18 protein-coding genes are annotated in these 26128 nt (G+C 65.5%); 11 read left to right on the top strand and 7 right to left on the bottom strand.

The annotated features are described in order from the left end of the window. Window positions 1-267 precede the first annotated feature (267 nt). Together IMX13_RS02465 and plsB are read left to right on the top strand one after the other, a co-directional pair. Entirely contained in the window at window positions 268-1221 is a 954-nt protein-coding gene (locus tag IMX13_RS02465; RefSeq protein WP_193395686.1) for a hypothetical protein, read from the top strand. Then, window positions 1221-3857, top strand: a complete 2637-nt coding sequence (plsB, locus tag IMX13_RS02460; RefSeq protein ID WP_065174083.1) for a glycerol-3-phosphate 1-O-acyltransferase PlsB — start codon at window positions 1221-1223, stop codon at window positions 3855-3857. The genes IMX13_RS02465 and plsB overlap by 1 nt, the downstream gene beginning before the upstream one ends. A 90-nt stretch (window positions 3858-3947) precedes the next feature. Here the strand turns inward: plsB and IMX13_RS02455 are convergent, their stop codons facing one another. After that, complete coding sequence (locus IMX13_RS02455; RefSeq protein WP_053516066.1) at window positions 3948-4151, bottom strand: DUF465 domain-containing protein; 204 nt, start codon at window positions 4149-4151, stop codon at window positions 3948-3950. Between the two features lie 91 nt (window positions 4152-4242). Between IMX13_RS02455 and ttcA the strand changes: the two genes are divergently transcribed. From ttcA to IMX13_RS02430, 5 genes are all read left to right on the top strand, one after another. After that, complete coding sequence (ttcA, locus tag IMX13_RS02450) at window positions 4243-5163, top strand: tRNA 2-thiocytidine(32) synthetase TtcA (protein ID WP_193395685.1); 921 nt, start codon at window positions 4243-4245, stop codon at window positions 5161-5163. Window positions 5164-5199: 36 nt separating this feature from the next. Next, window positions 5200-6105, top strand: coding sequence for a recombination-associated protein RdgC (locus IMX13_RS02445; protein WP_065174082.1), 906 nt, complete (start codon window positions 5200-5202; stop codon window positions 6103-6105). A gap of 59 nt (window positions 6106-6164) precedes the next feature. Beyond that, complete coding sequence (locus IMX13_RS02440) at window positions 6165-6944, top strand: SprT family zinc-dependent metalloprotease (protein ID WP_053516073.1); 780 nt, start codon at window positions 6165-6167, stop codon at window positions 6942-6944. 36 nt (window positions 6945-6980) lie between these two features. Further along, window positions 6981-7376: a hypothetical protein gene (locus IMX13_RS02435; protein WP_193395684.1), complete on the top strand. Its 396-nt coding sequence runs from the start codon at window positions 6981-6983 to the stop codon at window positions 7374-7376. Between the two features lie 119 nt (window positions 7377-7495). Beyond that, complete coding sequence (locus IMX13_RS02430) at window positions 7496-10297, top strand: TonB-dependent receptor (RefSeq protein WP_193395683.1); 2802 nt, start codon at window positions 7496-7498, stop codon at window positions 10295-10297. Between the two features lie 36 nt (window positions 10298-10333). Here the strand turns inward: IMX13_RS02430 and ligD are convergent, their stop codons facing one another. From ligD to IMX13_RS02415, 3 genes are all read right to left on the bottom strand, one after another. Then, window positions 10334-12787 (bottom strand): DNA ligase D, encoded by a 2454-nt coding sequence (ligD, locus tag IMX13_RS02425; RefSeq protein WP_193395682.1) that lies wholly within the window; start codon window positions 12785-12787, stop codon window positions 10334-10336. Window positions 12788-12790: 3 nt separating this feature from the next. Further along, entirely contained in the window at window positions 12791-13711 is a 921-nt protein-coding gene (locus IMX13_RS02420) for a Ku protein (RefSeq protein ID WP_111187086.1), read from the bottom strand. Between the two features lie 104 nt (window positions 13712-13815). Further along, window positions 13816-14214, bottom strand: coding sequence for a hypothetical protein (locus IMX13_RS02415; protein WP_053516083.1), 399 nt, complete (start codon window positions 14212-14214; stop codon window positions 13816-13818). A gap of 145 nt (window positions 14215-14359) precedes the next feature. On the opposite strand from IMX13_RS02415, the gene IMX13_RS02410 reads away from it, so the two are divergent. Beyond that, window positions 14360-14704: a hypothetical protein gene (locus IMX13_RS02410; RefSeq protein ID WP_053516103.1), complete on the top strand. Its 345-nt coding sequence runs from the start codon at window positions 14360-14362 to the stop codon at window positions 14702-14704. Between the two features lie 25 nt (window positions 14705-14729). Here the strand turns inward: IMX13_RS02410 and IMX13_RS02405 are convergent, their stop codons facing one another. Then, window positions 14730-16844, bottom strand: a complete 2115-nt coding sequence (locus tag IMX13_RS02405) for a TonB-dependent receptor (protein WP_128987640.1) — start codon at window positions 16842-16844, stop codon at window positions 14730-14732. Window positions 16845-17016: 172 nt separating this feature from the next. On the opposite strand from IMX13_RS02405, the gene IMX13_RS02400 reads away from it, so the two are divergent. The 3 genes from IMX13_RS02400 to IMX13_RS02390 all read left to right on the top strand — a co-directional run bounded on the left by IMX13_RS02400 (window position 17017) and on the right by IMX13_RS02390 (window position 20263). Next, entirely contained in the window at window positions 17017-18219 is a 1203-nt protein-coding gene (locus IMX13_RS02400; protein WP_053516086.1) for an amino acid aminotransferase, read from the top strand. Window positions 18220-18428: 209 nt separating this feature from the next. After that, window positions 18429-19445 carry a class 1 fructose-bisphosphatase gene (locus IMX13_RS02395; protein ID WP_053516088.1) on the top strand — a complete coding sequence of 339 codons (1017 nt, stop codon included), beginning with the start codon at window positions 18429-18431 and terminating at the stop codon, window positions 19443-19445. A gap of 107 nt (window positions 19446-19552) precedes the next feature. Next, window positions 19553-20263, top strand: coding sequence for a 2OG-Fe(II) oxygenase (locus IMX13_RS02390; protein WP_193395681.1), 711 nt, complete (start codon window positions 19553-19555; stop codon window positions 20261-20263). Between the two features lie 348 nt (window positions 20264-20611). On the opposite strand, the gene IMX13_RS02385 is transcribed toward IMX13_RS02390, so the two are convergent. Further along, window positions 20612-22825 carry an RHS repeat protein gene (locus tag IMX13_RS02385; protein ID WP_193395680.1) on the bottom strand — a complete coding sequence of 738 codons (2214 nt, stop codon included), beginning with the start codon at window positions 22823-22825 and terminating at the stop codon, window positions 20612-20614. Between the two features lie 14 nt (window positions 22826-22839). Then, on the bottom strand, window positions 22840-26088 hold the full coding sequence (locus IMX13_RS02380; protein ID WP_193395679.1) for a DUF6531 domain-containing protein: 3249 nt from the start codon (window positions 26086-26088) through the stop codon (window positions 22840-22842). Between the last annotated feature and the right edge of the window lie 40 nt (window positions 26089-26128).

Here is a 26128-nt window from a genome sequence, read left to right as displayed (position 1 = left end):
TAAGTTGTGCGGCGGCGTAGGATCGCGCCATCCGGTCTTCGGACCGGACCTGCGCCACAACACTGTCCTCCGGCCTCGAGCCGGCTTGAGGAGCCTGTGATCCCCGTGATCCGGGCTCTTTTTTTATCCCGGTGGCGGCGCTGGGGTCAGATCCCTTCTGCCGCAGCAGAGGGATCTGACCCCCTTGGCTGGAAACCGTGACGTCCCGGCTTGCCGCTGTCACCTTGCAGGCCGCAAGATGCGGACCGGTCCGGGGAGTCCGAAGGCATGAGCACGGTAGTGCGAACGAAGTCTGCACGAGGGTGGGGGCTGGCGGCCATGGTGCTGCTGGCCGTGGCCGCGTGCCGCGAGCCAGGCAGTGATCCGGCCCGACCGGCAGCCGAACCGGTGGCCGCCGTGCAGGCGATGGCGCAGCGTCTGGCCGAGGACGATCTGCTCGGCTACGCGAAGCTGTCGGTGCCCCCCAGCCAGTACCAGCGGCTGCAGCAGGCCTGGGCGGACGGACACAGCCAATGGCCGCTGACCGAACTGCCGCTGGGTGACCAGCTGCTGCCGATGCTGGCCGCCCTGCGCAGGCCCGGCGCCAGCGCCGAACTGCAGCGCAGTTTCGACCGCCAGCTGGCCGGGCAGTCCGGCGCGGTGCGCCAGGCCGCGCAGTCGATGGGCAACTTCGGGGTGCAGTACCTGCGCCATCAGAAGGGATACACGCCCAGCCAGCAGGCCCACTACATCGCCCTGGTGGAGGCCCTGTCCGGCTGGGCGCAGGGCGCACCGATCAGCGATCGCGCACGGGCGCGCAGCAGCATCGCCGCGCTCGTCGGCGCCGCCACCCAGGTCGGCTTCGAGGATGATGCCGGCCTGCAGGCCGCGGGGATGGAGGGCAGCCTGCAGCAGCTGGCGCCGTTCATCCACACGCTCAAGGCCGTGCTGGCCAGCTACGGGCTGGGGGTGGACGAAGCCCTGCGCAGCATCCGCGGCGAAGTGCTGTCACTGGAGGGCGACAACGCGCTGGTCCGCCTGCAGTACGACCTGGCCGGGCGCGAGCTGACCCTGCAGCTGCCGCTGAGCCGGCGCGCAGGTCACTGGTACCTGACCCGCACTCTGGCCGATACCGACGCGATACTGCGCCAGGCCGACGCGGCCCGTGCGACAGCCGCGCCCGCCCCGGCCGAACCCGCCGATGCAGGCGAAGAAGCGGCAATGCCGCCGCCTAAGCCATAATGGCGCCGATGTCGAAACAGAACCCGCTGCCGTTCCCCGGCGAAGAATCCCAGTCGACGCCCGCCGAAACGGCGCTGGCGTCCCCCTCGACCAGTACCGGCCCGAATCCGGTGCCGCCGCCCGTGCACGCCCGTCCTCCTGGCCGCCGCCCGCTGTGGGCACGGTTGCTCGGCCGCCTGGTCGAGCCGTGGCTGTCGCTGAAGATCGAACCTGAGGATCCGGGCCAGTACAACGATGGCCGCCCGGTGATGTACGTGCTGGAAGACTACGGGCTGTCCAACGCGCTGATCCTGGACAAGGCGTGCCGCCAGGCGGGCCTGCCGTCACCGCTGGTGCCGCTGGCCGGCGACCCGACCGGTCGCAAACGCGCCTACCTGGCACTGTCGCGGCGCAGTTCCAGCAACTCGCTGATTCCGGAACAGCGTGGCGCCAAGACTCATTCCGATTCGCTGGCCAAAGTCCTGCAGGCGCATCGCGTGCATGAGGATCTGGACGTGCACCTGGTGCCCGTGTCGATCTTCGTCGGCCGCGCGCCGGACAAGCAGAGCGGGTGGTTTGCCGTACTGTTCTCGGAGAACTGGGCCCTGGTCGGCCGTTTCCGCCGCCTGCTGGCGGTCCTGCTCAACGGCCGCAGCACCATCGTCCGCTTCGCTCCGCCGATTTCGCTGCGCTCCACCGTCAACGAGGGCCTGGAGCCCGAACGTACGGTGCGCAAGCTGCAACGCGTGCTGCGCACCCATTTCCGCCGTATCCGCGAATCGGTGATCGGCCCGGACCTTTCCACCCGCCGCCTGCTGGTGGACCAGGTACTGGCCGCCGAGCCGGTACGCGAAGCGATCGCCGCGCAGGCCAAGCGCGACAATTCCAAGCCGGCCGATGCCTGGAAGAAGGCGCATGCCTACGCCTGGGAAATCGCTGCGGACTATTCCAGCCCGGTGGTGCGCTCGGCCAGCTTCATGCTCAGCCATGTCTGGAACCGGATCTATGCCGGTGTGCTGGTTCACCATCTGGACAAGTTCAAGGCGGCCGCGCCGGGCCATGAAGTGGTGTACGTGCCCAGCCACCGCAGCCACATGGACTATCTGCTGCTGTCCTACCTGCTGTACGACCGCGGCATCGTGCCGCCGCACATCGTGGCGGGCATCAACCTCAACCTGCCGGTGGTCGGCACGCTGCTGCGCAAGGGCGGCGCGTTCTTCATCCGCCGCTCGATCCGCGGCAACGCGCTGTACTCGGCGGTGCTCAGCGAGTACGTCGCGCAGCTGGTGGCCGGTGGCTATTCCATCGAGTACTTCGTCGAGGGCGGCCGTTCGCGTACCGGCCGCCTGCTGCAGCCCAAGGGCGGCATGATCTCGATGACCCTGCGTGCCTTCCTGCGCCAGCCGCGCAAGCCGGTGCTGTTCCAGCCTGTCTACATCGGCTACGAGAAGCTGATGGAAGGCGGCAGCTACCTGGACGAACTCTCCGGCCGACCGAAGGAAAAGGAATCGATCTGGCAGCTGCTGTGGGGCATCCCCAAGGTGCTCAAGCAGAACTACGGGCAGGTGGTGGTCAACTTCGGCGAGCCGATCGCGCTGAACGACGTGCTGGCCGAGAAGGCGCCGGAGTGGAAGGGTGAGGCGGTGCCGGAAGACGAGAAGCCGGCATGGCTGTCGACCACTGTCGATACACTGGCCGAGCGCATCCAGGAACGCATCAATGGTGCGGCGGACGTCAATCCGATCAATCTGCTGGCATTGGCCCTGCTGTCCACGCCCAAGCATGCAATGGGCGAGGCGGACCTGATCGCGCAGATCGAACTGTGCAAGACCCTGCTGGTCGAGATGCCGTATTCGGACCGGGTGACGGTGACTCCGCATTCGCCGGAGCGGATCATCGCCCACGCCGAGGAGATCAACGTCCTCACCCGCATCAAGCACCCGCTGGGCGACGTGCTCAGTGTGAGCGGCGACACCGCGGTGCTGCTGAGCTACTTCCGCAACAACGTGCTGCACCTGTTCACCGCCTCCTCGTGGGTGGCGTGCTGTTTCCAGAACAACCGCCGCATGAGCCGCACCGGCCTGGTCCAGCTGGGCCGCACCGTCTACCCGTTCCTGCAGGCCGAGCTGTTCCTGCCGTGGACCGAGGACGAGTTCGCCCAGCGCATCGACCAGACCATCGACGTGTTCGTGCGTGAGGGACTGCTGCAGAACGTCAACGAGGACGATGGCGGCATTCTTGCCCGCAACACCGGGCAGACCGACGAAGTGTTCCGCCTGCGTGCGATCGGCCACTCCCTGCAGCAGGCCTTCGAGCGCTACTACATCGCCATTTCGGTGCTGGTGAAGAACGGGCCGGGCACGCTCGGCGCCGCCGAACTGGAAAGCCTGTGCCAGCAGGCCGCACAGCGCCTGAGCCTGCTCTACGCGCCGGCGGCACCGGAGTTCTTCGACAAGGCCCTGTTCCGCAGCTTCATCCAGAAGCTGCGCGAACTGCGCCTGGTATGGCCCGACGAGAACAGCAAGCTGCTGTTCGACCAGCGCCTGGATGCCTGGGCCAAGGACGCCAAGTTCATCCTCGGTCGCGAACTGCGCCACACCATCGAGCGGGTCAGCCCGGAAGCCGCACGCCCGGACGAGCCTGCGCCGCAGGATTGAAGGTCGCGCCGGGTCCTACGGTGGGTGTGGACCTTGGTCCACACACCTTCCAGTCGTGCCAACCAAGGTTGGCACCCACCTGAGCCCGTCTCACGCCGGCTCGTCGGGAATCTGCAGGCTTTCCAGCCGGGTAATGCAGTCCTTCAGCTGCAGCTTGCGCCGCTTCAGGCGTTTGGACTCGAGCTCGTCCTCGCCATTGGCCGCCATGCGGGTGATCTGTTCATCCAGCAGGCGGTGCTCGGCGCGCAGGGCGGCGAGGCGTTCGGCGATCTCGGCGGGGCTGTAGGTGTCCACAGCCTCCGAGCATACACAGCGATGATGACCACCGGGAGAGGGCCGGACCGTTCCCCGGCCGGGGCCGCTCCAAGCCGGTAGAATGGCAGGCATGAGTGCCGTGATCTCCCTTCCCGACCCCCTGCCGCGCACGCCCCGCGATCCGCGCGCGGCCGAGCGCGAGCAGCACAAGCTGGCCAAGCGCCTGCGCCGCCAGGTGGGCGAGGCGATCGCCGACTTCGGCATGATCGAGGCCGGCGACAGGATCATGGTCTGCCTGTCCGGCGGCAAGGACAGCTATACCCTGCTGGACATGCTGGTGCAGCTGCAGAAGAAGGCACCGGTGCCGTTCGAACTGGTGGCGGTGAACCTGGACCAGAAGCAGCCGGGCTTCCCCGAGCATGTGCTGCCGGAGTACCTGGCCGGGCTCGGGGTGCCGTACCACATCATCGAGCAGGACACCTATTCGGTGGTCAGCCGGGTGATTCCGGAAGGCAAGACGATGTGTTCACTGTGCTCGCGCCTGCGCCGCGGCGCGCTGTACCACCATGCCGAGACCCATGGCTTCACCAAGATCGCGCTCGGCCACCACCGCGACGACATGGTGGCCACGTTCTTCATGAACCTGTTCCACCACGCCAAGCTGTCGGGCATGCCGCCGAAGCTGCGCAGCGATGACGGCCGGCACGTGGTGATCCGGCCACTGGCCTACGTGCGCGAAAGCGACATCGTCGCGTACGCGCAGGCACGCCGGTTCCCGATCATCCCCTGCAACCTGTGCGGCAGCCAGGAAAACCTGCAGCGCCGCCAGGTCGGCCTGATGCTCAAGCAGTGGGACAGGGACCACCCCGGCCGCATCGAGCAGATCGCGCGCGCCATGGGCCAGGTCCGGCCCTCGCAGCTGGCCGACACGTCCCTGTTCGACTTCATGGCGCTGGGCCGTCGCGATGACGCACCGCTGCCCGATGCCCATGCCTGGCTGGCCGGTACCCCGGTCGACGCCGACGCAGATCCCGAGACGCCCACCGCATAAGGTCGGTCGCCCTTTCTCTTTGCCATCCGGAAATCCATGTTCTTTCGCAACCTGACGTTCTTCCGTTTCCCGACCGCCACTGATTTTTCTGAAATCGATACGCTGCTGCCGCACGCCGTGCTCAAGCCGGTCGGCGCGCTGGAGATGAATTCGCGCGGCTTCATTTCACCGTTCGGCCGCGAGGAGAAGGAACTGCTCTCGCACCGCATCGCCGAGCACCTGTGGCTGACGGTCGGCGGCGAGGACAAGATCCTGCCGGCAGCCGTGGTCAACGACCTGCTCGAGCGCAAGCTGGAGGAGATCGAGGAGAAGGAAGGCCGGCGCCCCGGCGGCCGCGAACGCAAGCGCATGAAGGACGACCTGCTGCATGAACTGCTGCCGCGCGCCTTCGTGAAGTCCTCGCGCAACGACGCCTTCATCGACCTGCAGCACGGCTACGTCGCGGTGGATACGTCCAGCCGCAAGACCGGCGAGTACTTCATGTCCGACATCCGTGGCCTGCTCGGCAGCTTCCCGGCAATGCCGCTGAACGCCGAAGTCGCGCCGCGTTCGATCCTGACCGGCTGGATCGCCGGCGAACCGCTGCCGACCGGGCTCAGCCTGGGCGAGGAGTGCGAGATGAAGGATCCGGTGGAGGGCGGTGCGGTGGTCAAGTGCCAGCACCAGGAGCTGCGCTGCGACGAGATCGACAAGCACCTGGACGCCGGCAAGCAGGTGACCAAGCTGGCGCTGATCTTCGAAGACAACCTGTCCTTCGTCATCGGCGACGACCTGATCGTGCGCAAGCTGAAGTTCCTCGACGGCGCCCTGGACCAGCTCGAGCATGCCGACGAGGAGGGCCGTCGCGCCGAGTTCGACGCACGGTTCGCCCTGCAGAGCGCCGAGATCCGCCGCCTGTTCCTGCTGCTGGAAGAGGCGTTCAAGCTCAGCAAGGCTGACTGAACAGGCACCGCGTGGGCCGCCGGTCATCCAGCGGCCCGAAGCAGCGCTATGCTGGCTGCATGAGCCGCCTGCTGCGCCGCCTGATCTCGCCCACACCGCCCGCCACCGTGCAGCGCGATACCGTTCGCCTGCGCCTGGAGGATGCCGAGATCGACGTGCTGCGCGTACGCGATCCGCGCGCGCGCCGCATCAAGCTCAGCGTCGACGAACGCGGCGCGCGCCTGACCCTGCCGCCGCGCGCCAGCCTGGTGATGGGCGAACGTTTCCTGGAGCAGCATCGCGACTGGTTGGCACTGCAGCTGCGCCAGTACCAGGGCCAGGGCCTGCCCGCACCGCTGCAGCCCGGCGTGGACGGAGTGCTGCCCCTGCGCGGGGAGCTGCTGCCGCTGCGCTGGCAGGAAGGCCGCTACGCACGCCTGGACATCGACGAGCACGGCGCCTGCCTGCAGTGGCCGACCCGTGCCGGTGACGCGACCCTGCGCCGTCTGCTGCGCGAGTTCTTCGAGGCGCAGACCCGCGCCGACGTGGGCCGCTGGCTGCCGCGCTATCTACCCGGCCTGCCACGGGCACCCAGCCGCCTGCGCTTGAAGGTGATGTCCTCGCAGTGGGGTTCGCTGGCTCCCGATGGCAGCATGGCATTGGATCTTGCGCTGGTCCTGGGGCGTCCGCAGGCATTCGAGTATGTGCTGGTGCATGAGCTCTGCCACCTCATCCAGCCCAACCACTCGCCGGCGTTCTGGCAGGAGGTCGAGCAACGGTTCCCGGCCTGGCGTGAGCAGCGCGACTACTTCCAGCAGGAAGGGCGACGCCTGAAGGCGATGCTGAGGCAGCTGCTGTAAGCCATCACCCTGCCGGTCCGGCCGTACAATGCGGCCATGCCCGGCATGCTCAAGACTGTCTTTCTTTCCATCGTCGCCCTGGCTGGCGCGCTGCTCGCGCTTGCCCTGGTCACCAGTGCCGGTGGCTGGCTGCCTGCGCTGCTCGGCCTGCATCCCGGCAGCGAAGCGCAGCTGGGCTGGGACCTGGCGTTCACCGTGCTCGGCGGCATCGCCGCGATCGCCTTCGCCACCTACTACGCGCCCTGCTGGCCGCGCGCGCACGGCACCTCGATCTGGTCGCTGCTGGTGCTGGGCGCAGGCTACGGCCTGTGGACGCTCGGCGCGGATTTCCCACGCTGGTTCGTCATCGGCCTGCTGGTATCACTGCCGGTGCAGCTGCTGCTGGGATGGGGGTTCGGACGCCGGCCCTCACGCAGCGCAACACAGGCTTAACAATCTCCCCCTAGGCTCGGTGCCCGCCGAACGTCGGCAACGCGGCGCAGGGGCCTGTACCCACGGAACCCGGGAACAGGCGCGGCGTAAGACACCACAGGGAACCGGGGAATCATCCGATGCGTTACCAGACCCGGGAGGCCGCCGCCGCGGCCTCCCAAGCGAAGCTGTTGTCCCGCGCCGTGCATGCGGTGCTGATCGGCGGCCTGGCCGTGCTGCCCGTCGAAGCGATGGCCGAGGAGGCGATCGAAGGCGATACCCGCCAACAGCTGCAGCAGCTGGACACGGTCACCGTGACCGGCAGCTATGCACGGAGCCTGGAGCGCGCCGTCGACCTGAAGCGCGCCAACATCGGCTTCTCCGACTCGATCGTCGCCACCGACGTGGCCGATTTTCCCGAGCAGAATCTCGCCGAAGCGCTGCAGCGCATGCCGGGCGTCACCATCGAACGCAACAAGGGCCTGGGCAGCAGGGTCAGCGTGCGCGGCCTGCCCAGCGAGTTCACCCTGGTCTCGATCAACAACCTGGCGACGGCGTCCGGCAGTGGCGGACGTGACGTGCAGTTCGACATCTTCGCCTCGGACGTGGTGCAGACGGTGACCGTGCAGAAGTCGCCGACCGCCGCCGATGAGGAAGGCGGCATCGCCGGCTCGGTCTACATCGAAACGGCCAAGCCATTCGACTTCCCCGAGCCGAAGTTCAGTGCGTCGGCCGAAGCTTCGCACAACTCGATCAACGGCAAGATCGATCCGAAGATCTCCTTCCTCGCCAGTGACACCTGGGGCAACTGGGGCGGCCTGGTGTCGTTCTCCAAGGCCAAGCGCAGCAACCGCACCGACTCCAACTCAGGCATCAACTTCCGTCCCATGGGCCGCTTCCTGGAGGCGTCGGGTACGCGCGGTTCGCAGGCCGCCGCGGTGCTGGCGCGCGATGCCGGCATCGTCGTCAGCAACCGGATGGACAAGGATGAAACCAGCCGGATTGTCTTCCAGGACAAGGTCGGCGACCGCGTCTACCTCAACGAGCAGGACCAGTGGGGCGCCACCGCCTCGCTGCAGTTCAAGCCCAGCGACACGTTCTCGCTCAGCTTCGACGCCATGCTCGGCGGCTACGACACGCACGAGGACGAGTACGATGCCGCAGCGTACTCGGCCTCCAGCCGCAGCACGCTGGACACCATCCACGATTACGACCGTGACACGCTGTCGGCCTACGGCATCACCGTGCTGAAGGACGTGTCCTACACCGCCACCCAGCACGAAATCCTGAGCAAGGAACGCAACGCCGATACCGACTACCGTCAGTTCAGCAGCACGCTGGACTGGAAGGTGGGCAACTGGGACATCGACGCGCTGGTCGGCTACTCCGGCGCGCGCAAGGACTCGGACTACGCCAACCTCAAGCACGTGGCCTACGCGCCGTCGCGCACGCGCTGGACCCGCAACGGTGGCGAGACCGTGCCGAGCACAATCGGCGGTTTCGACATGTACAACGCCGCGGACAAGTACCTGTTCGAAGCGTACGAGACCGAGCTGGAGAAGGTGAAGGATGACAAGTACGCCGCGCAGCTCGACCTGAGGCGGCAGATGAACCTGGCCTTCTTCCCGGCACTGAGCGGCGTGCAGTTCGGCGCGCGCTACACCGACAAGACCAAGGAACGCGCGTTCGGGAGCGGCAAGATCCAGGGCCCGGCCGCCGGCAGCGCCGCGTGGGTCAATACGCGCACGCTGGCCGACAGCAACCCGGTGTGGATCAGCCAGCTGGCACCGGGTGGTGCGTATCGCCCGAGCGACCTGGACTGGCAGCAGGTTTCCAACGCCTATGCGCGCGCTACGTTCCGCTACCCGGGCTATGAAACCCCGATCGATCCGGGCCAGTACTACGAGGTGAAGGAGAAGACCCTGGCCCTGTATGCCATGGCCGATCTCTACTTCGATATCGGACAGGTGCCGGTGTACGCCAACCTCGGCGTGCGTTCGATCGACACCGACGTCGATTCGTCAGGCTTCCATCCGGTGCAGAACCCGGATGGCAGCAACGGCTTCACCGCCACACCGATCTCCAGCAGCGGCGACTACAGCAGGATCCTGCCCAGCTTCAACATGACCGCCGAGATCGCCGACGGCCTGGTGCTGCGCGGTGCTGCCTCGGAAACGCTGATGCGTCCGTCGCTGACCGACATTGCCTACCGCCGCACCGTCAGCTGGAGCAGCTTCCGCTTCATGGACGGCAACCCGGCACTGAAGCCGACCACCGCCAGGCAGTGGGAAGTGGGCCTGGAGAAGTACCTGCAGAACGGTGGCCTGCTGGCCGCGTCGTACTTCTCCAAGAAGATCGACGGCGTAGTGCGGCAGTCGTTGACCGGCATCGTGCCGAACGTGGAGAAACTCAACGCCAACGGTTCGCTGGACGGCTACTACGACTTCGAGGTCTACCAGCCGGTCAACGCCGATGGCTCGTACAAGGTGACCGGCGTGGAACTGGTCGCGCAGCTGCCGCTGTCGATGCTGCACCCGGCGCTGGAAGGCTGGGGCATCAATGCCAACTACACCCAGCTCGACAATTCGCTGACCGGTGCATCCGACCTGGATATCCCGACGCCGCCGGAAGGCCTGGCCGAGAAGGCGTACAACTTCACCCTGTACTACGAGAACGATCGCTTCAGCGCGCGCGCCTCGTACAACTACAAGGACAAGTACGTCGAGTACATCCATCTGAACATGTATCCGGTTTACCGCGATGCCTATGGCCAGCTCGATGCCTCTATCGGGTTCCGCCTCACCGACACCTGGAAGCTGAACCTGGAGGCGATCAATCTGCTCGACGAGAAGACCACCGGCTACACCATCGACAAGGCCTTCCCGACCCAGTACGAGTTCTCCGGCCGTCGCATCACCTTCGGCATCCGCGCGGACTTCTGAGCCCGCCGCTGCAGGGCCGTGGCCAATGCCCCGGCCCTACAGATCGAGCGACGGCAGGGTCTGCTTCACCGCATCGATGCCCTGCCACGGATCGGCCTTCAGGCGCTTGGCCCGTGCCAGCGCCTTGTCGAGCGGGAAGGCGTCGGCCGCCTTGATCCGCGCAAGCTCTTCCCAGCGCAGCGGCACCGCCACGCCCGCACTTTCGCGGGCGCGCAGCGACCAGGAGCAGACGCTGGTCGCGCCACGCGTATTGCGCAACCAATCGATGAAGATCACACCGCCGCGCTTGGCCTTGCTCATCGTTGCCACATAGCGTTCGGGCGCCTGCTGTGCCATCGCCTGCGCGAAGGCCTCGCAGAATGCCTTGGCCTGTTCCCAGTCGGCGGCGGGCTGCAGGGGGACCACCACATGCACGCCCTTGCCGCCGGACAGCCGCACGAAACTGCGCAGGCCGATCTCCTGCAACCGGTCGCGCACGTCGCGCGCGCCGACCTTGACCTCGTTCCAGCCGACGCCCTCACCGGGGTCCAGATCGAATACCAGCCGGTCCGGATGTTCGGGATCGGCGACCGTGGCGCCCCAGGGATGCAGCTCGAGCGTGTTCATCTGCACCAGCTGCAGCAGGCCGCGCACATCGTCGATGTAGACGTAGTCCTCGCGACCGCTCTTCTGCTGCAGGGGGACCGCATGCACGGCGTCGCCCAGGCCCGGGCCGTGGTGCTTCTGGAAGAAGCAGGCCTTGCCCGCGCCATCAGGGCAGCGCAGCAGCGAAAGGGGCCTGCCCACGATTCCGGGCAGGATCCAGCGCGCCATCTGCCGGTAGTAGTCGGCCACGTCGCCCTTGCGGATCTTCTTCTTCGCGAAGACCACACGCTCAGGGTGGCTGATGGCAACCGCGTCGTCGCTGCTCGTGGTCTTTGCAGGCATCGCCAGATCCTCGCCGCTCTTGTCGCTGCGCAGCCGCTTGAAGCTGGCCTGTCGCAGCAGCCCCTCCTTGCCCCAGCCACGGAAGGCCACTTCGGCCACCCTCACTGGCTTCACCCAGTGCACGCTGGCGGCGCGGAACGGGACGTGCGCGGGCAGCGCCACCGCAGCGTCCTCCACCGCCAACGGCTTCAGCGTCCGCGCCAGCGCGCGCAGGCTGTCATCGTCGAAGCCGGTGCCGACGCGACCCACGTAGCGCAGGCCGTCCTTGTCGGGAGTTGCCAGCAGCAACGATCCGAACCCCACACGCGAGCCCTTCGGCGCGGTATGGCCGACGATCAGGAACTCATCGGTGTCCTCATGCTTGACCTTCACCCAGCTGCGCGCACGCACGTTGACGTAGGGCGCGTCCACCTGCTTGCTGACGATGCCCTCATACCCGGCCTTACCACTGGCGGCGAAGACCTGCGGCCCATGGCCGAGGACGTGATCGCTGAACGCCAGCGTTCCGGGCGTGTCGCCGATCAACGCCTTGAGCAGCGTCTTGCGCTCAAGCAGCGGTGCCGCGCTGATGTCCACTCCCGCCACGCCGGGCAGGTCGAAGAGAAGGTAGCGTAGCGGCACCTTCGAGCTGCCATCGATGACCCGCTGCAGGGCGGCGAAATCGCTGCGCCCCTTCTCGTCGAGCACTACCAGTTCACCGTCCAGGCGCGCGTCATCAACCGGCAGCGCCTGCACGGCCTGCACGACTTCAGGGAAGTCCCCGGTCCAGTCCAGCCCGTTGCGCGAGCGGAGCTTCACTTCACCGCCGTGCAGATCGGCCAGCAGGCGATAGCCATCCCACTTGATCTCGTGCAGCCAGCGATCGCCATCGGGCGCGGCATCGCGGTGGTCGGTCAGTTGTGGTTTGAATGCACGCGGATACGGGCGGTCGCGGGCGCCCTGCAGTTTCAGCGCGCGCGCGTGCCAGCGCGACTCCGCCTTGCGTGTCTTCCTGTCCGTCATCTTCTTCGCGCTCCCGGGGTGTTCACGCAATGGCGCGTGCAGCAGGTCGTCGGCCTCTGCGTCGCGGGCCTCGCTGTCCTCGCGCTTGATCAACAGCCACTGCACCTGGCGTCCCTTCATCGCGGTCCGCACCAGTCTCCATCCCCCGGCCAGCCGCTGGCCATGCAGGACGAAATCGATCTTGCCCGCTGCCAGCGCCTGCAGTGGATCACCCGCGCATGCCCAGGTGCCGTGGTCGAAGACCTCCACGTGACCAGCACCGTAGTGGCCCTCGGGAATATCGCCCTGGAAGCCGGCATAGGACAGGGGATGATCTTCCACTTCCACCGCCAGCCGCTTCTCGCCAACGCGCAGCGATGGCCCTTTGGGTACCGCCCAGCTCTTGAGCACGCCGTCCATTTCGAGGCGGAAATCGAAATGGCGCGAACTGGCGTGATGCAGCTGGATGACGAAGATCGGCCGCCGCTTCCGATCACCCGGCGCCGGCTGGTCGTCCGGTTCCGGCGTCTGCCCGTTGCCGCCGCCGAGCCGACGCTTGCGCCGGTACTGATGCAGCGACATGGATCACCCCGCCTTGCGCCGTGGCGCTGCCTTCTTCGCTGCCTTCTTCGCGGTCTTCCTGCCTGTCTTGCCGGCCGCCTTCTTCGCCGGCGCCTTGCGCGCGGCCGTCTTGCCCGCGGGGGTTCGCTTGTTCGCATCCAGGCTCTTCTGCAACAGGGCCATGAAATCGACCACGTTGGTGGTGGCGTCCTCGCGCGGTGCAGGCTCTTCGTCCACCCGGGTGGTGCCCCCTTTGGCCTTGATCCGTTTGTTGAGCACCTGCTGCAGGCGCTCGCGGAACTCGTCGTGATACTGCGACGGATCCCAGTCGCCAGCCATCGACTCGATCAGCTGCTCGGCCATCGCCGTTTCCTTGCCGGTGATGCGGTACTCGGACAGGGTGCCGGTGGGCAGCTTGAGGTCCTCCGGATCGACAAGCTCCTGCGGATAGCGGAGGATCATCAGCACCAGGGCGTGCTCGTGCGGCATCACCGCGCACAGATACTCGCGGGTACGCACGACCACCCGTGCGATGCCGACCTTGCCGGTACTGCGCAGCGTCTCGCGCAGCAGTACATAGCCCTTCTCGGCCTTCTTGCCCGGCACCAGCAGATAGGGCTTTTCGTAGTAGCGCGGATCGATCTGCGCCGCGTCCACGAAGGTCTCCACCTCCACGGTCTCATGGCTTTCGGGCGCCGCCGATCGGATGTCGCCGTCCTCCAGCACGACATAGCTGCCCTTGTCGTACTCGTAGGCCTTGACGATGTCCTTCCACGGAACTTCCTCACCGGTATCGGCGTTGACCCGTTCGAAACGAATCGGTTTGCGGTCGCGCGAATCGAGCATGCGGAACTGCAGATCGACCTTGCGTTCGCCGGACATCAGCGACACCGGCACGTTGAGCAGGCCGAAGGAGAGTGTTCCGGTCCAGATCGGGCGGGCCATGCGCGCACCTGTGCTTGAGCAGGACCGTCAGCTTCCGGTGCCGGGTGTAAACCACCCGTGTCGATGCCGTGCACGCCGGGTAGGCGCGCAGCATCCCGGCCAGGTCACTGCAGCAGGGGTCTTACCGCCGCTGCCGGAATATGATCCAGCGCGCGCCATGCGTCTTCCACCACCGGCCGCGCCTGCGACCAGCCCAGCCGCGACTGCCCTCGCATCTGTTCCCAATGCTCGGCCAGCTCCTCGCAGGTATCGGCCGCATCCCCACGCGGCCAGTCCGCCGCATGTGTGGTCAGTGCGAAGGCATACACCGGGCACAGGTCACGCCAGTTGCGATGACCGTGACCACGGCGTTCCTCGTAATCGCTGAGCATGTACTGGAGGTAATCCTGGGCCACGGCCTGCGGATCTTCGTGGCGACGCGTCCGGCGCTGCGCGGTGCGCTGGCCGAGCGGATCGAGCAGGGCGTTGAACACGGACGGGGCGGGGCGTTCCAGGCGGGGCATGACCGGCTCCTGCAGCGGGTCGGGTGGGCAGGAATACCGGCGGCAGCGTTATCCAGCCGTGACAGAGATGTTCATGACGCAGGGTTCGCGGTGCCTTTACCTCAGTGGCGGTGTAGTGGTCCTCCCCATGCGCAGGTACCTGATCATGAGCCGAGAGACCTCCCGAGACCCGCTCCGCGAGAACCGTGCGCCAATTCCCGGCGAGCAGCGCGGCAAGCACGACAGCGATGATGCCGACTTCCGTGGCACGGGCGCGCCCTTCTTCGACGCCGCACAGTCCGGCGAGCATCTGCCGGTGAAGCGCGAGGCTGAACAGGCCGCGCTGGACCGCAAGGACGGCGGCGACCGCCATCGGGGAGGGCAGGAGAGCCCGCTCAAGCGACGCGAACGCAAGCAGCACGCCAGCGACAACCAGGACGAGGCGCTGGAGGAAACGTTCCCGGCGAGCGACCCGACGTCACCGTTCGTGCCGGCCAAGGCGCCCGACTGACGTCCCGCAGGCGCCGCCGGTCAGGTCAGCGCCATGACCACTGCAGGCCGACACTGGCGCGGCGGCCCGGGCCGGGCTCGTAGTAGCGGCCATTGCCATCGTTGACGATGACCGAGCCGATGTAGGCCTGGTCAAGCACGTTCTCCAACCGGGCGAAGGCACGCAGCTCGCCTCCGGGCAGCCGCCACTGGCGGCCCCCTTCCAGATGCAGCAGGGCGTAACCCGGCGCGCGTTCGTCGGCCAGGTCGTTCACCACGGTATCGCTGCTCGCGGTGGCTTCCACCGCCCACTGCCAGTCCGCGGGGGTCCACTGCAGGCGGGCAAAGGCCTGCTGGCGCGGAACACCTGGCAGGCGGCTGCCGGCATCCACGCGGGTATCGGGCACACGGCAGCCACTGCCGGCACAGGTCAGATACGGCGACCGCACCTGTGCCTGCAGCCAGGTCCAGGCCAACTGCAGTTCCAGCTGCTCGGCCAGCGGCTGCCGGTACTGCAGTTCGATGCCCTGGCGCCGCGTACGGCCGATGTTGCGGTAGGTGCTGCGGCCACCGATATTGCTGGCAACGGCCAGCTCGTCGTCGGTATCTGCGCGGAACAGGCTTGCATCCAGCTGCATTCCATCCTGTGCATGCCATTTGCTGCCGATCTCCAGCGTGCGGCTGCGCGCCGCCGCCAGATCCAGCGCCAGCCCGGCCTGGCCGTCGGCGCGATAGCCCAGTTCATTGAAGGTCGGTGTCTCGAAGCCACGGCCCACGGCGGCATGCAGGCGCCACTGCGGGTGGGCTTCAAAGCTGATCCCGGCCACGGGTGTGGTGGCCCGGTAGCGGCGGTGGCCGCTGTCGTCCGGGTTGCGGTCGGTGATGTAGCGGTCGTCAGATTCGAAGCGCACGGCACTGTGCCGCACGCCGGCCAGCAGCGACCAGCGCGGGCTCCACTGCCACCAGGCCTGGGCGAACTGGTCTACGTTCTGCACGATGTCGATCTGGTCGCGGCGCAGGCGCCCGCGCACGCCCAGCGTGCTGCCGACGAAGTTCTCGTAGCCGGTGCGCTGCTGGCGCTGGCGGTCCGCACTGAGCCCGGCGACCAGGTCCAGCGGTCGGCCGGCCACCTCGCCCTGCCAGCTCCAGCGCGCGTCCAGGCCGCCATAACCACTGTCCAGGTCGATCACACCGCCGGCATGCAACGGGTTGGCCTGGGCCGTCGGCGGGATCGCCAGATACTGGGTGACCGAGCGCTGGCCGGCATAGCCCATCAGCTGCCACCGCTGCGCGCCGGCCTCGCGGCTCCAGCGCAGGCCGGCCTGCTGCTGGCGCACTGATTTGCGGGTGTTGTACTGATGAGCGACGGCGGTGGCCTGGCGCGGGTCGGCCGCGACCTGCGCGCGGGTCAGACCCAGCGGATCCTGCGCATCGGGCGCATCCAGCGCGTTGAGCAGCAGCTCCAGCCGCCCGCCTGCCAGTTCGCCGCCGACGCGGGCGTTGAGCGATTCGCGCCGGGCACGGCTGTGGTCGCGCCAGCCATCGGTACGGAAGTGGTTGGCCGCGATGTTGTAGTCCAGCACCTGACCCGCGCCGCGCAGCTGCGCACCCACGCTCAGGGTCGTGTCCGCGCCCGCGCTGAGCCGCAGCCGCCACGGGTCGCCCGCCCGGCCCTGCGCGCTCCACACCTGCAGCACGCCACCGGAGGAATTGCCGTACAGCGCCGAGAACGGTCCACGCAGCACCTCCACGCGTTCGGCACCCAGCAGGCTGGCGTGCGACAGCTGGCCCTGCCCATCGGGCATGGTTGCCGGCACACCGTCGATCAGCACGCGTACCCCGCGTACGCCGAACGTCGAGCGGGCGCCAAAGCCCCGGATCGACAGCTGGGTGTCCTGCGCGAAGTTCTGCCGGTCTCGGGCCAGCAGGCCCGGCACCCCGCCCAATGCTTCGGACAGCTGCGCCCCGGTGCCGGCGCGGTCAGCATCGATCCAGACCGTGTCCTGGCTGGCGGGCAGGGCGAACGGATCGATCCCCTGCACACGGGCTGCCTGCACCTGCACCGGGGGCAGGGCGGTCGTGGACGGCTCCGCCATCGCGACCAGCGGCGACAGCAGCAGGGCAGACAGGGGCAGGCGATTGCGGCGTGGGGCAGGATTCATGATTCAGGTTGATGGATCGGTCGGCAACGCACGCCATGGTACGGGTCCGCGGATGACGATGGTGGCGGCCAGCCCCGGCAGGCTTTGTTACGATGGGCCGGTTTCGGCCGAAATGCCGCAAGCCGCGTGGCGCAATTCCTCCCCCCTTTCCGTCTACCGAACGAGTACCGCCGTGTCCTTCTTTGCAAACGTGGAACTGGTCCCAGGCGACCCGATCCTGGGCCTGACCGAGGCATACAACGCCGACAGCCGCCCGACCAAGGTCAACCTGGGTGTGGGCATCTACTACGACGAGAGCGGCCGCATTCCGCTGCTGCGCGCCGTCAAGCAGATCGAGCAGCAGCTCGCCGCCGAAGCCAAACCGCGCGGCTACCTGCCGATCGACGGCCTTCCGGCGTACACGCAGGCGACGCGTGAGCTGGTGTTCGGCAAGGATTCGCCGCTGCTGGCCGCAGGCCGCGTCACCACCGCACAGACCGTCGGTGGCAGCGGTGCGCTGCGCGTCGGCGCCGACGTGCTCAAGAAGCTGCTGCCGCACGCCACCGTCGCGCTGAGCAACCCGAGCTGGGAAAACCACCGCGCGGTGTTCAGTGCCGCCGGCTTCGAGGTAGTGGATTACACCTATTTCGATCCCGCGACCCACGGTGTCGACTTCGACGGCATGCTGGCCGACCTGCAGAAGCTGCAGCCGGGCAGCGTGGTGCTGCTGCACGCCTGCTGCCACAATCCGACCGGTGCCGACCTCACGGTCACGCAGTGGACGCAGGTCGCGCAGCTGCTCAAGGACCGCCAGCTGTTCCCCTTCATCGACATGGCCTACCAGGGCTTCGACAAGGGCATCGAGCAGGATGGCGCCGCCGTGCGCATCATCGCCGAAGCCGGTATCGACAGCTTCATCGTCGCCAACTCGTACTCCAAGTCGTTCTCGCTGTACGGCGAGCGCGTGGGTGCACTGTCGATGGTGGCGCCGACCGCCGCCGATGCCAAGGCCGTGCAGTCGCAGGTCAAGCGCGTGATCCGCACCATCTACTCCAGCCCCTCCACCCACGGTGCAGCGCTGGTGGCCGGTGTACTGACCAACCCGGAACTGCGTGCGATGTGGGAGCAGGAGCTGACCGAGATGCGCGAACGCATCCACGCGCTGCGTCAGGGCCTGGTCGAGAAGCTGGCGGCCGCCGGCGCCCCGCAGTTCGGTTTCATCAACGAGCAGGCGGGCATGTTCTCCTACTCCGGCCTGAGCCGCGAGCAGGTCGAGCGCCTGCGCGACGAGTTCGGCATCTACGCCGTCGGCACTGGCCGCATTTGCGTGGCCGCGCTGAACCAGAACAACCTGGAGTATGTCGCCAAGGCCGTGGCCACCGTCGCCAAGGGCTGAACCCACGCTCCAGTGGCTTGAAGACAAAGGCGCCGGAAGGCGCCTTTGTTTTTGCAGCGTGTCCTGCATCGCCTCCCCTTCCCACGAGCCTCGACAAAAGGAAGGCGCTACGAGCGCATCTGGAAACGATTACGCCTTCCCGCGCTCACGCACGCAGCGGCCAGACGGGCGACAATAGGCGTTTTCCCGCTGCCGAGACCTGTCCGCCCATGTCCCGTACCTCGTTGACCCGCTTCCTGATCCAGGAACAGCACGCCGGCCGCATCAATGCCGACCTGCGTCAGCTGATCGCGGTCGTCGCCCGCGCCTGCACCAGCATCTCCATCGCCGTCAGCAAGGGCGCCCTCGGCGGCGTGCTCGGCGACGCCGGTACCGGCAACGTGCAGGGCGAGGCGCAGAAGAAGCTGGATGTCATCAGCAACGAGATCCTGCTCGAAGCCAACGCCTGGGGTGGCCACCTCGCCGCCTGCGCCTCGGAGGAAATGGACCACAGCCAGCCGGTGCCGGACATCTACCCGCGTGGCGATTTCCTGCTGCTGTTCGATCCCCTCGATGGCAGCTCCAACATCGACGTCAACGTCTCCGTCGGCACCATCTTCTCGGTGCTGCGCTGCCCGACCAACGTCGAACTGCCGGGCGATGACGCGTTCCTGCAGCCGGGCAGCAAGCAGATCGCGGCCGGCTACTGCATCTACGGGCCGAGCACCCAGCTGGTGCTCACCGTGGGCCACGGAACGCATGCCTTCACCCTGGATCGCGAGAAGGGCGAGTTCGTGCTGACCACCGAGAACATGCAGATTCCGGCGGCCACCCAGGAATTCGCCATCAACATGTCCAACCAGCGCCACTGGGAAGCACCGATGCAGGCCTATGTCGGCGATCTGCTGGCCGGCAAGGAAGGTGCGCGTGGCAAGAACTTCAACATGCGCTGGATCGCCAGCATGGTGGCCGATGTGCATCGCATCCTGACCCGCGGTGGCATCTTCATCTATCCGTGGGACCGGAAGGATCCGTCCAAGGCCGGCAAGCTGCGCCTGATGTACGAAGCCAACCCGATGGGCCTGCTGGTCGAGCAGGCCGGCGGTGCCGCCTGGACCGGCCGCGAGCGTATCCTCGACATCCAGCCCGACCAGCTGCACCAGCGCGTGCCGGTGTTTCTCGGCTCGCGCGAGGAAGTGGCCGAGGCGGTGCGCTACCACCACCAGCACGACGCCGCACAGGCCTGAGCGGCGCACTGCGGCCACGCTCATGGCAGTTCGATGACATGACCGTGGGGTGACACCGACGGCGGCAAACGGCACCATCAAGCCATTGCCGCCGAAGGAATGCACGCATGCACGAGCAGGGCCCGGTCGATTTCATCGAAGTCATCCACAACGCGGTGCCCACGGAGGTCTGTGCTGCCATCGTCGAGCGCCTGCGTGCCACCCGCGGGCTGATGCCAGGTGCCATCGGCAGCGGCGTGTTCCCGGAACTCAAGCACAGCAAGGACCTGCGCATCAGCGGCCTGGAGGGCTGGCAGGACGTCGACGTACAGCTGCAGCAGGCCGTGTTCAAGGGCCTGCTGACTTATCTACGCCGTTATCCACAGGCGCTGATCGCACCGTTGATGTTGCAGATCCAGGACAGCGACGGTCAGCCGCGACGCTTGTCGGCCGAGGACTTCCCCGACATGCCGGAGCAGCAGCTGGCCGACCTGGCGCGCACCTGCCTGCGCCCGGGCGCGATCAACCTGCAGTGGTATGCCGCAGGCGAGGGCGGTTACCCGTACTGGCACTGCGAGCTGTACCCGAAGGATGCGCAGGCCGAAACGCTGCACCGGCATGTACTGTGGACGCTGTACCTCAACGATGGATTCGACGAAGGCGAAACCGAGTTCCTGTTCCAGGGCCGCAAGATCGCACCGCGTACCGGCAGCCTGCTGATCGCCCCGACCGCCTTCACCCACACCCATCGCGGCAATCGGCCGCAGGGCGGCGACAAGTTCATCGCGACGAGCTGGATCCTGTTCCAGAGTGCGCAGAGGTTGTTTGGGGGTGGGTGAGGCATCACGGACATCGCCGGATAGGTTCTGGCAGGTCGGTGGTCCTGCCAGCGCCTGCTGGAGAGCCGTCGAGCAATACATCCGGTACGCGGCGTAAGGAAAAGGCGACACAGCGGACGACTGACAATCAGCGTCAACGATTGCCTTGTCGTCGAGAGCTTCCGAGTGGGCGCCGTCTATACAGAATGACGGCCGCCGCTACTCCGAATATCGCCATGCCAAGACCTACCATGTCCTTCTCTCCCCAGGCCTCGCCCGACAGAATTCTGCCAATAGTCACCACGAGGAAGTTCACCGGAAGCATCAATAGAAATGCCATGCCAAGCCAGAAAAGTGTTTTCATAATTTTTACTTTCCACAATCGCAGGGCGATGCAGGGTCCGTTACGTTATCTTTTATCCCTTTTGCGACTTCGTTCGCGTCCGACAACTTAGCATTTCCTCGTAGCATGTTCCGGATTCCTTTAGTCAGGCCTGTGACTGAGTTGAAGTCACTCGCATATCGTCCGATCTGAGCTCCGTGTGCGCCAAGTACCGCACCACCGACTTTTTCCAACGCTGGCGTCCTCTGTTTGCCGTCGAAGGCTGTCGCCAAGTTGTTGGCGCCGTCGTGAAACGTTGCAAGGCCAAGGGCAGCTACAGATAAGCCTATAAGGCCGCCATCTTCGCTTCCGGCGATAGACGCAATGATGGCGTCTGCCCCACCTGCAGCCAAGGCGCCGGCTCCTGCGACCATATCGGCTACCCCCAGCACCGCTCCAAGGTAGTCCGTTTTGCAGAGTCCGAGCGGATCAAAGCCGCTGATTGGGTTTCCCTCCGCATAGGCATAGGTGTTCATCCCCCCCGCCAACCCAATCGGGTCACTCTGCACATAACGCCCAGCGCTCGCGTCATAGTCACGGAATCCGTTGTACCAGAGCCCACTCTCACTGTCGTAGTACTGCCCCGGGAAACCAATGTTGAGCCCACCGATATCGTCCTTCAGGACGCTGCGCCCGTAGGCATAGTTGTACGCTTTCCACACCACCTGCTGCGCCTTGTTGGTTGCATATTCCGGCCGCCCCAGATGGTCGTTGTGAACGAAGTTCACCGACCCCTTCCTGTCGATGCCAACCAGCTCACCACCGAACCACAGGTAGTTCGTCCAGGTGTTCCCGGTCTGTTCGGCCAGAAGCTGGTTCTGACCTGCATAGAAGTAGCGACTGGTCGAGCTCGCGCTGCTCTTGCCCACGCGCTGCCCTTGGGCATTGAGCAGATAGTCCGTTCGTTGCCCGCCTACGTTGCTTTGAATCATCCGGTTGAACGGGCCGTAGGTGAACGTCGAGATGCGGCTGCCCGATGTTTCGCTGATCCTGTTGCCGAGCGCATCGTACTGATACGTACGGGTGCCATCCTGGTTGATGAACTGCAGCATCCGGTTGCTGCTTGCGTCGATGACGTAGCGGGTCGCCTCTGTTTTTGCGTTGAGCGCGGTGTAGTTCCCACCCGCGTCATGGGAAAGCGTATAGGCGATGCCAGCTCGTGTCAGCGTGCTCAGGCGTCCCAGTGCGTCATAGCCCAGGACCTGGCTGAGGTTGCTCGTCACATCGTCGTTGATCTTGATGATCTCGTTGTCGCCGTTGTAGCGGTATGACGTGCGGCTGAGAGCGGTGGTCTGCTGATTCCGCACCGCCTGGGCCTCCAGGCGGCCGCCCTGATCGAACGCGTAGCTGCGCACCAGGCCATTACCAAAGGGCATGCGCTGTCGCGCTCCCAGGGCCGAGTAGACGCTGGATCCAACAATCTGTTGCGTCACCGTGCCCTTGGTGAGGGTCATGGACTGCGGAAAGCCTCTACTGTTGTAGACGTACTTCGCGAGCGTGCCATCGGGATAGGTGACGGTGCTGTTCCTCCCGATGCTGTCATAGGTGTAGCTGACAGTTCCCTCACTCAGGGTGTTCGCCTGCGAAAGCTGGTCAGTCCGGCTTACCAGCTGTCCTGCGGCGTTGTACGTGAAGCGCGCGCTCGCACCTGGCGCCGAATGGGCACACAGACGCCCCTTGCCGTTCACGCAGTTGTCGTACGTGTAGGTCTGCTGCTGCCCCTCAGCATTCTGGCTGGTCAAGCGGCCCAGCCCGTCGTACCCGTAACCGACAGTGCTGCCGTCGTTCAACACCGTCGCAATGCGCTGGCCCGCCGCGTTGTACTCGTGGTCTGTCCGACCCGTGTCCGGACTGTTCTGCGTCCATAGCTGTCCAAATCCATCGGTCTGGTAGGTCGTTACCAGGCCGCGGGGATCGGTCACAGATGCCAGCCGGTCACCCTTGTCGTAGGCAAAGCGTGTCGTTCCGCCATTCGCATCCGTCTGTACGAGCAATCGGCCCAGTGGATCATAGGAGTATCGGCTCACCCGGTTCTGGGAATCGGTGGTCTGCACCAGCCGATCCTCCAGATCATAGGCATAGCGCACATTGCGCCCCTGATCATTACGCTCGGCGACAAGCCTTCCCAGCTCGTCGTAGTCGTAGTTCACGGCCGAGACGATGGTGTTGAGCCCCATCATGGCCAAAGCAATTGTGGACATGGTCTTGGCTTTCCTTAGCGGGGTTGCTCACAGAAGATCAGGTTGCAGCTTCCTGTATGGTTCTCGGCTCTGATCGTTACCTGTCCCTTAGGTCCCCAGACGGTTGCACCGGATGCGAGCTGCCCGAAGTACTGGAACTGGGCAACTCCGCTGCCACTGTTGACCGGCGAGACGTTGATGGTGAAGGTCGCGACGGCACCAGGAGCCACCGTATTGTTGAGCCCCACGGATTGACTTGTCCGCAACGTCGTCAGCGCCAAGTAGGTGTCACCGGGGTTCCAGACGACGTTGCCGGTGTTCCGGAACTGGAATGTCACCGTGGACGTTTCACCATTGAAGATGTGCTCTGGGCCGGCTGACGCCTGCACCAGCTCAGCAGTACGCGAGATGGTTGGAACGGTGAACGTACCGGACCGATTTATGGCCAGATTGGGGCCGCCCCAGGGAGAGATGCCATGAACATAGAGCGGCTTGCCGCCATGAACGCTTCGTGTATTTGCATCCAATGCAAGTCCGAACCAGTAAGAGCCCTGTGATTGGCAAGCCTCTTTCACATCGTCATTCGGGATCAACATACCGGTCACACTGCCGAGGTAGGTGCCGCTCCCTGCAGGCCCACCCGCGTAGACATGAACCGTGGTTGCGGCGTTGACTCCTACCGAGCAGGCCCATCCCTGCACGGAATAGTTCCAGTTCCCATCATTCATGATCCCTGCAACATCACCGATGATGTGCGCGGTGGGAATGGAGAAGGTGCTGGAGTTGTCCAGAGCTCGGTTGTACTGCGCGCCCAGCGGAGAATGGCCGTAGAGCGTGATCTTTTTCCCACCCAGCTGCTGGCGCTGTTCCAGCGTGAGGGGGAGCTGGAATCGATATGCATTTCCTGATGCCTGGCACGCGGATGCTACCTGGCTCTCGCTGGCAAGGTTCGCCTGTGCGCTGCCGAGATAGGTTCCGCCCTCCGCATAGCCATCAACCTGGATGGACGAAGCCGAACCCGAGGAGCAGGCCCAGCCTCGCACGAACCAGTTCCATTGCGCGTCGTGGGTGACCTCGTCGATTACACCCCTGACAACGCTGTCGCTGGAATAGTCCGTCTGCGCGATTTCAGTGCGTGTGCGATTGGATGCGGTGTCATACGTGTGACGCGTCCACAGCCAGTTGCCGTCCCCAATCGGCTGCACTTCGCTCATCAGGCGCCGGCCAGCGTCGTAGCTGTATAGCGTCTTGATTCCCACAGGTGTGGTGATGCTGGCAATGTCGCCCGTCGCGTTGTACGTCGTTGTGGTCGTTGCCCAGCCGGACCCTGTGTTGATCCGGTCTACCAGAACACGACCGCGAGCGTCATAGGTGATTTCACGGACATCGCCATTGGGTCCGGTGATACGGCCCGGCTGCCCCAGTTCGTTGTAGGCGGCGTACGTCACCCTGTGCCCCAACGCGTTGGTGACACTGGACAGATCTCCCTTCGCATTGAAGGTGGACGTGATGTCGTCCTGCGCCAAGGGGCCATCTTCCTTGACGGAAGCCGTCAGTCCATTGGCGTGGTAGGTATAGGTGTACTGAGTGGTTCTGGCCTGACCATTGACGCCGGCAGCACTGAGATTTCGTGTCGTGACCGAGCTGACATTACCGCGACTGTCATAGCTGAAGCTGGTCTCGCGATCGCCAACCCGCGTTTCCTTCAGCAGATGCCGTCCCGCCGCGTCCCACTGATAGAGCGTGACACGTTCCGCAGCACTGCCAACGGCCTCGGCCTTCCTCAGCAGATTGCCATCGGGGCTGTAATCAAAATCAGTGACGTTGTCGACAAAGTCGTGAACGAGGTCAGGATTGCCATTGGCATCGTAGGTGCGTTCCTTGTAGCTGGCGGGACAGGTCGTTGATCGGTTGCCGGTCACCGACACCTGGCGTCCGTCCTCATAGGCATACGTTGTCGTGCGACCGAGTGGATTGGTCTCGCTGACCTTCAGTTTGACCGGACGGGTCCGCTCCCCGGTGGCGGCCAACAGCACGCCTTGGGCGCTCGGGTCGGCGGCGATTTGAACAGGACCACCGGGCAAGGACCGGGGCTGGATGCAGATATTGCCCTGGCCCGGTCTGTACTCACACCAACCCGTCTCTTCGTTGCCCCGGATACCGCCTGGATGCACTGGCGCTGGAGGTGCCGCCACCGGCGCGCTGCTCTCGATGGCGTAACTGAAGGTATGCCGCTCGATGCCGCCAGCATGTTCCGAGAGCGTTGCTCGCCTGTTGGCATCGTAGGCGAAAGTGGAGTAGCGCACGCCGTTGTAGGACTTGCCGGTGAAGCCACCTGGATATCGCGCGTCCTCGTAGTGGTAGCTGATCGTGGTCTGCGGCGAACCCGGTAGGGTTGCGCTGGCAAGACGCGCACGCCCCGTGCCGAACGCATTCGGGGTATAGGTGTACTGGTAGACGTTGCCCGCAGGATCCTTGACCTGTGTCAGCGATCCGTTGGACCAGACGAATTGAATGCTGCGGCCGGAGGAATGCGTAACCTTCTGCAGATACTTGTCGCTGTACGTGAATGTCCAGAAGACGCCCTGCTCATTGCGAAGCTCGGTAATGTATCCAGCGGCGTCGTACCGCTCGCTGCCCAGCTCCTCGTTGTACAGGGTGAAGCTGCCATCGCTGTTCTTTGTCAGGTAGGCGATCGGCTTGGCACGATCCTCGTTCCAGCGCCCGTTCGCTTCGCTCCAGACGAACTTGAGCCTGCGACCGTCCGGCCGCTGTGCCCAGGCCGTCTTCTGCGCGTTCGAGAATGCGATGCTGTAGTCGAAGTTGCTGATCCAGTGGTTGCCAAACAGGCCCGCAGCACTCCAGTGATGGTTGTAGGTGCGCTCCAGGTACAGGCCCATCTCCCCACCAACGGTGAAGTCCCGTTCGATTTCGACCTTGTTGCCGGTGTAGAGCACGACGGGGTTGCCCTTGCGCTCGCCGCAGTCATCACGACGATCGTCGGTTTCCTGTTCCACCGCTGTCCTGGCGGGCATCGACGCGTCCGAGTGGTAGGACACCCCCATGCCAATCGAGATGACACCTGAAGTGCCAACTGATGGACCACGCAGATGGGTAACGGTGATCTTGTCCAGATCCTTGATTCCGGAGTCCCCGTTGTTGTTCTGATAGAAGACCCTGGTTGCCTTTTTCGCGGACGCAGGAGGTGCCAGGAGGAAGCCCGACATCAGCACGGGCAGCAGAAGTGCGGCGGTGGTAGACACGCCTTTCGAACGGAGCTTCATGCTCGCTTTTATTCCTTGTGTTGCCAGATCTGAAGTCGCT

The sequence above is a fragment of the Stenotrophomonas sp. B2 genome, assembly GCF_014947095.1.
Classification (GTDB): Bacteria; Pseudomonadota; Gammaproteobacteria; order Xanthomonadales; family Xanthomonadaceae; genus Stenotrophomonas; species Stenotrophomonas maltophilia_P.
Note: the sequence above shows the minus strand (reverse complement) of the source record. Positions and strands in the feature narration are given on the sequence as shown.

Excerpts from the sequence above, each read along its gene's own strand:
- IMX13_RS02430 (WP_193395683.1), top strand. The coding sequence starts at position 7,496 with ATGCGTTACCAGACCCGGGAGGCCGCCGCCGCGGCCTCCCAAGCGAAG.
- IMX13_RS02380 (WP_193395679.1), bottom strand. The coding sequence starts at position 26,088 with ATGAAGCTCCGTTCGAAAGGCGTGTCTACCACCGCCGCACTTCTGCTG.
- IMX13_RS02445 (WP_065174082.1), top strand. The coding sequence starts at position 5,200 with ATGTTCTTTCGCAACCTGACGTTCTTCCGTTTCCCGACCGCCACTGAT.
- IMX13_RS02410 (WP_053516103.1), top strand. The coding sequence starts at position 14,360 with ATGAGCCGAGAGACCTCCCGAGACCCGCTCCGCGAGAACCGTGCGCCA.
- IMX13_RS02385 (WP_193395680.1), bottom strand. The coding sequence starts at position 22,825 with ATGTCCACAATTGCTTTGGCCATGATGGGGCTCAACACCATCGTCTCG.
- ligD (WP_193395682.1), bottom strand. The coding sequence starts at position 12,787 with ATGTCGCTGCATCAGTACCGGCGCAAGCGTCGGCTCGGCGGCGGCAAC.
- IMX13_RS02405 (WP_128987640.1), bottom strand. The coding sequence starts at position 16,844 with ATGAATCCTGCCCCACGCCGCAATCGCCTGCCCCTGTCTGCCCTGCTG.
- IMX13_RS02395 (WP_053516088.1), top strand. The coding sequence starts at position 18,429 with ATGTCCCGTACCTCGTTGACCCGCTTCCTGATCCAGGAACAGCACGCC.
- IMX13_RS02415 (WP_053516083.1), bottom strand. The coding sequence starts at position 14,214 with ATGCCCCGCCTGGAACGCCCCGCCCCGTCCGTGTTCAACGCCCTGCTC.
- IMX13_RS02420 (WP_111187086.1), bottom strand. The coding sequence starts at position 13,711 with ATGGCCCGCCCGATCTGGACCGGAACACTCTCCTTCGGCCTGCTCAAC.
- IMX13_RS02440 (WP_053516073.1), top strand. The coding sequence starts at position 6,165 with ATGAGCCGCCTGCTGCGCCGCCTGATCTCGCCCACACCGCCCGCCACC.
- ttcA (WP_193395685.1), top strand. The coding sequence starts at position 4,243 with ATGAGTGCCGTGATCTCCCTTCCCGACCCCCTGCCGCGCACGCCCCGC.
- plsB (WP_065174083.1), top strand. The coding sequence starts at position 1,221 with ATGGCGCCGATGTCGAAACAGAACCCGCTGCCGTTCCCCGGCGAAGAA.
- IMX13_RS02435 (WP_193395684.1), top strand. The coding sequence starts at position 6,981 with ATGCCCGGCATGCTCAAGACTGTCTTTCTTTCCATCGTCGCCCTGGCT.
- IMX13_RS02390 (WP_193395681.1), top strand. The coding sequence starts at position 19,553 with ATGCACGAGCAGGGCCCGGTCGATTTCATCGAAGTCATCCACAACGCG.
- IMX13_RS02465 (WP_193395686.1), top strand. The coding sequence starts at position 268 with ATGAGCACGGTAGTGCGAACGAAGTCTGCACGAGGGTGGGGGCTGGCG.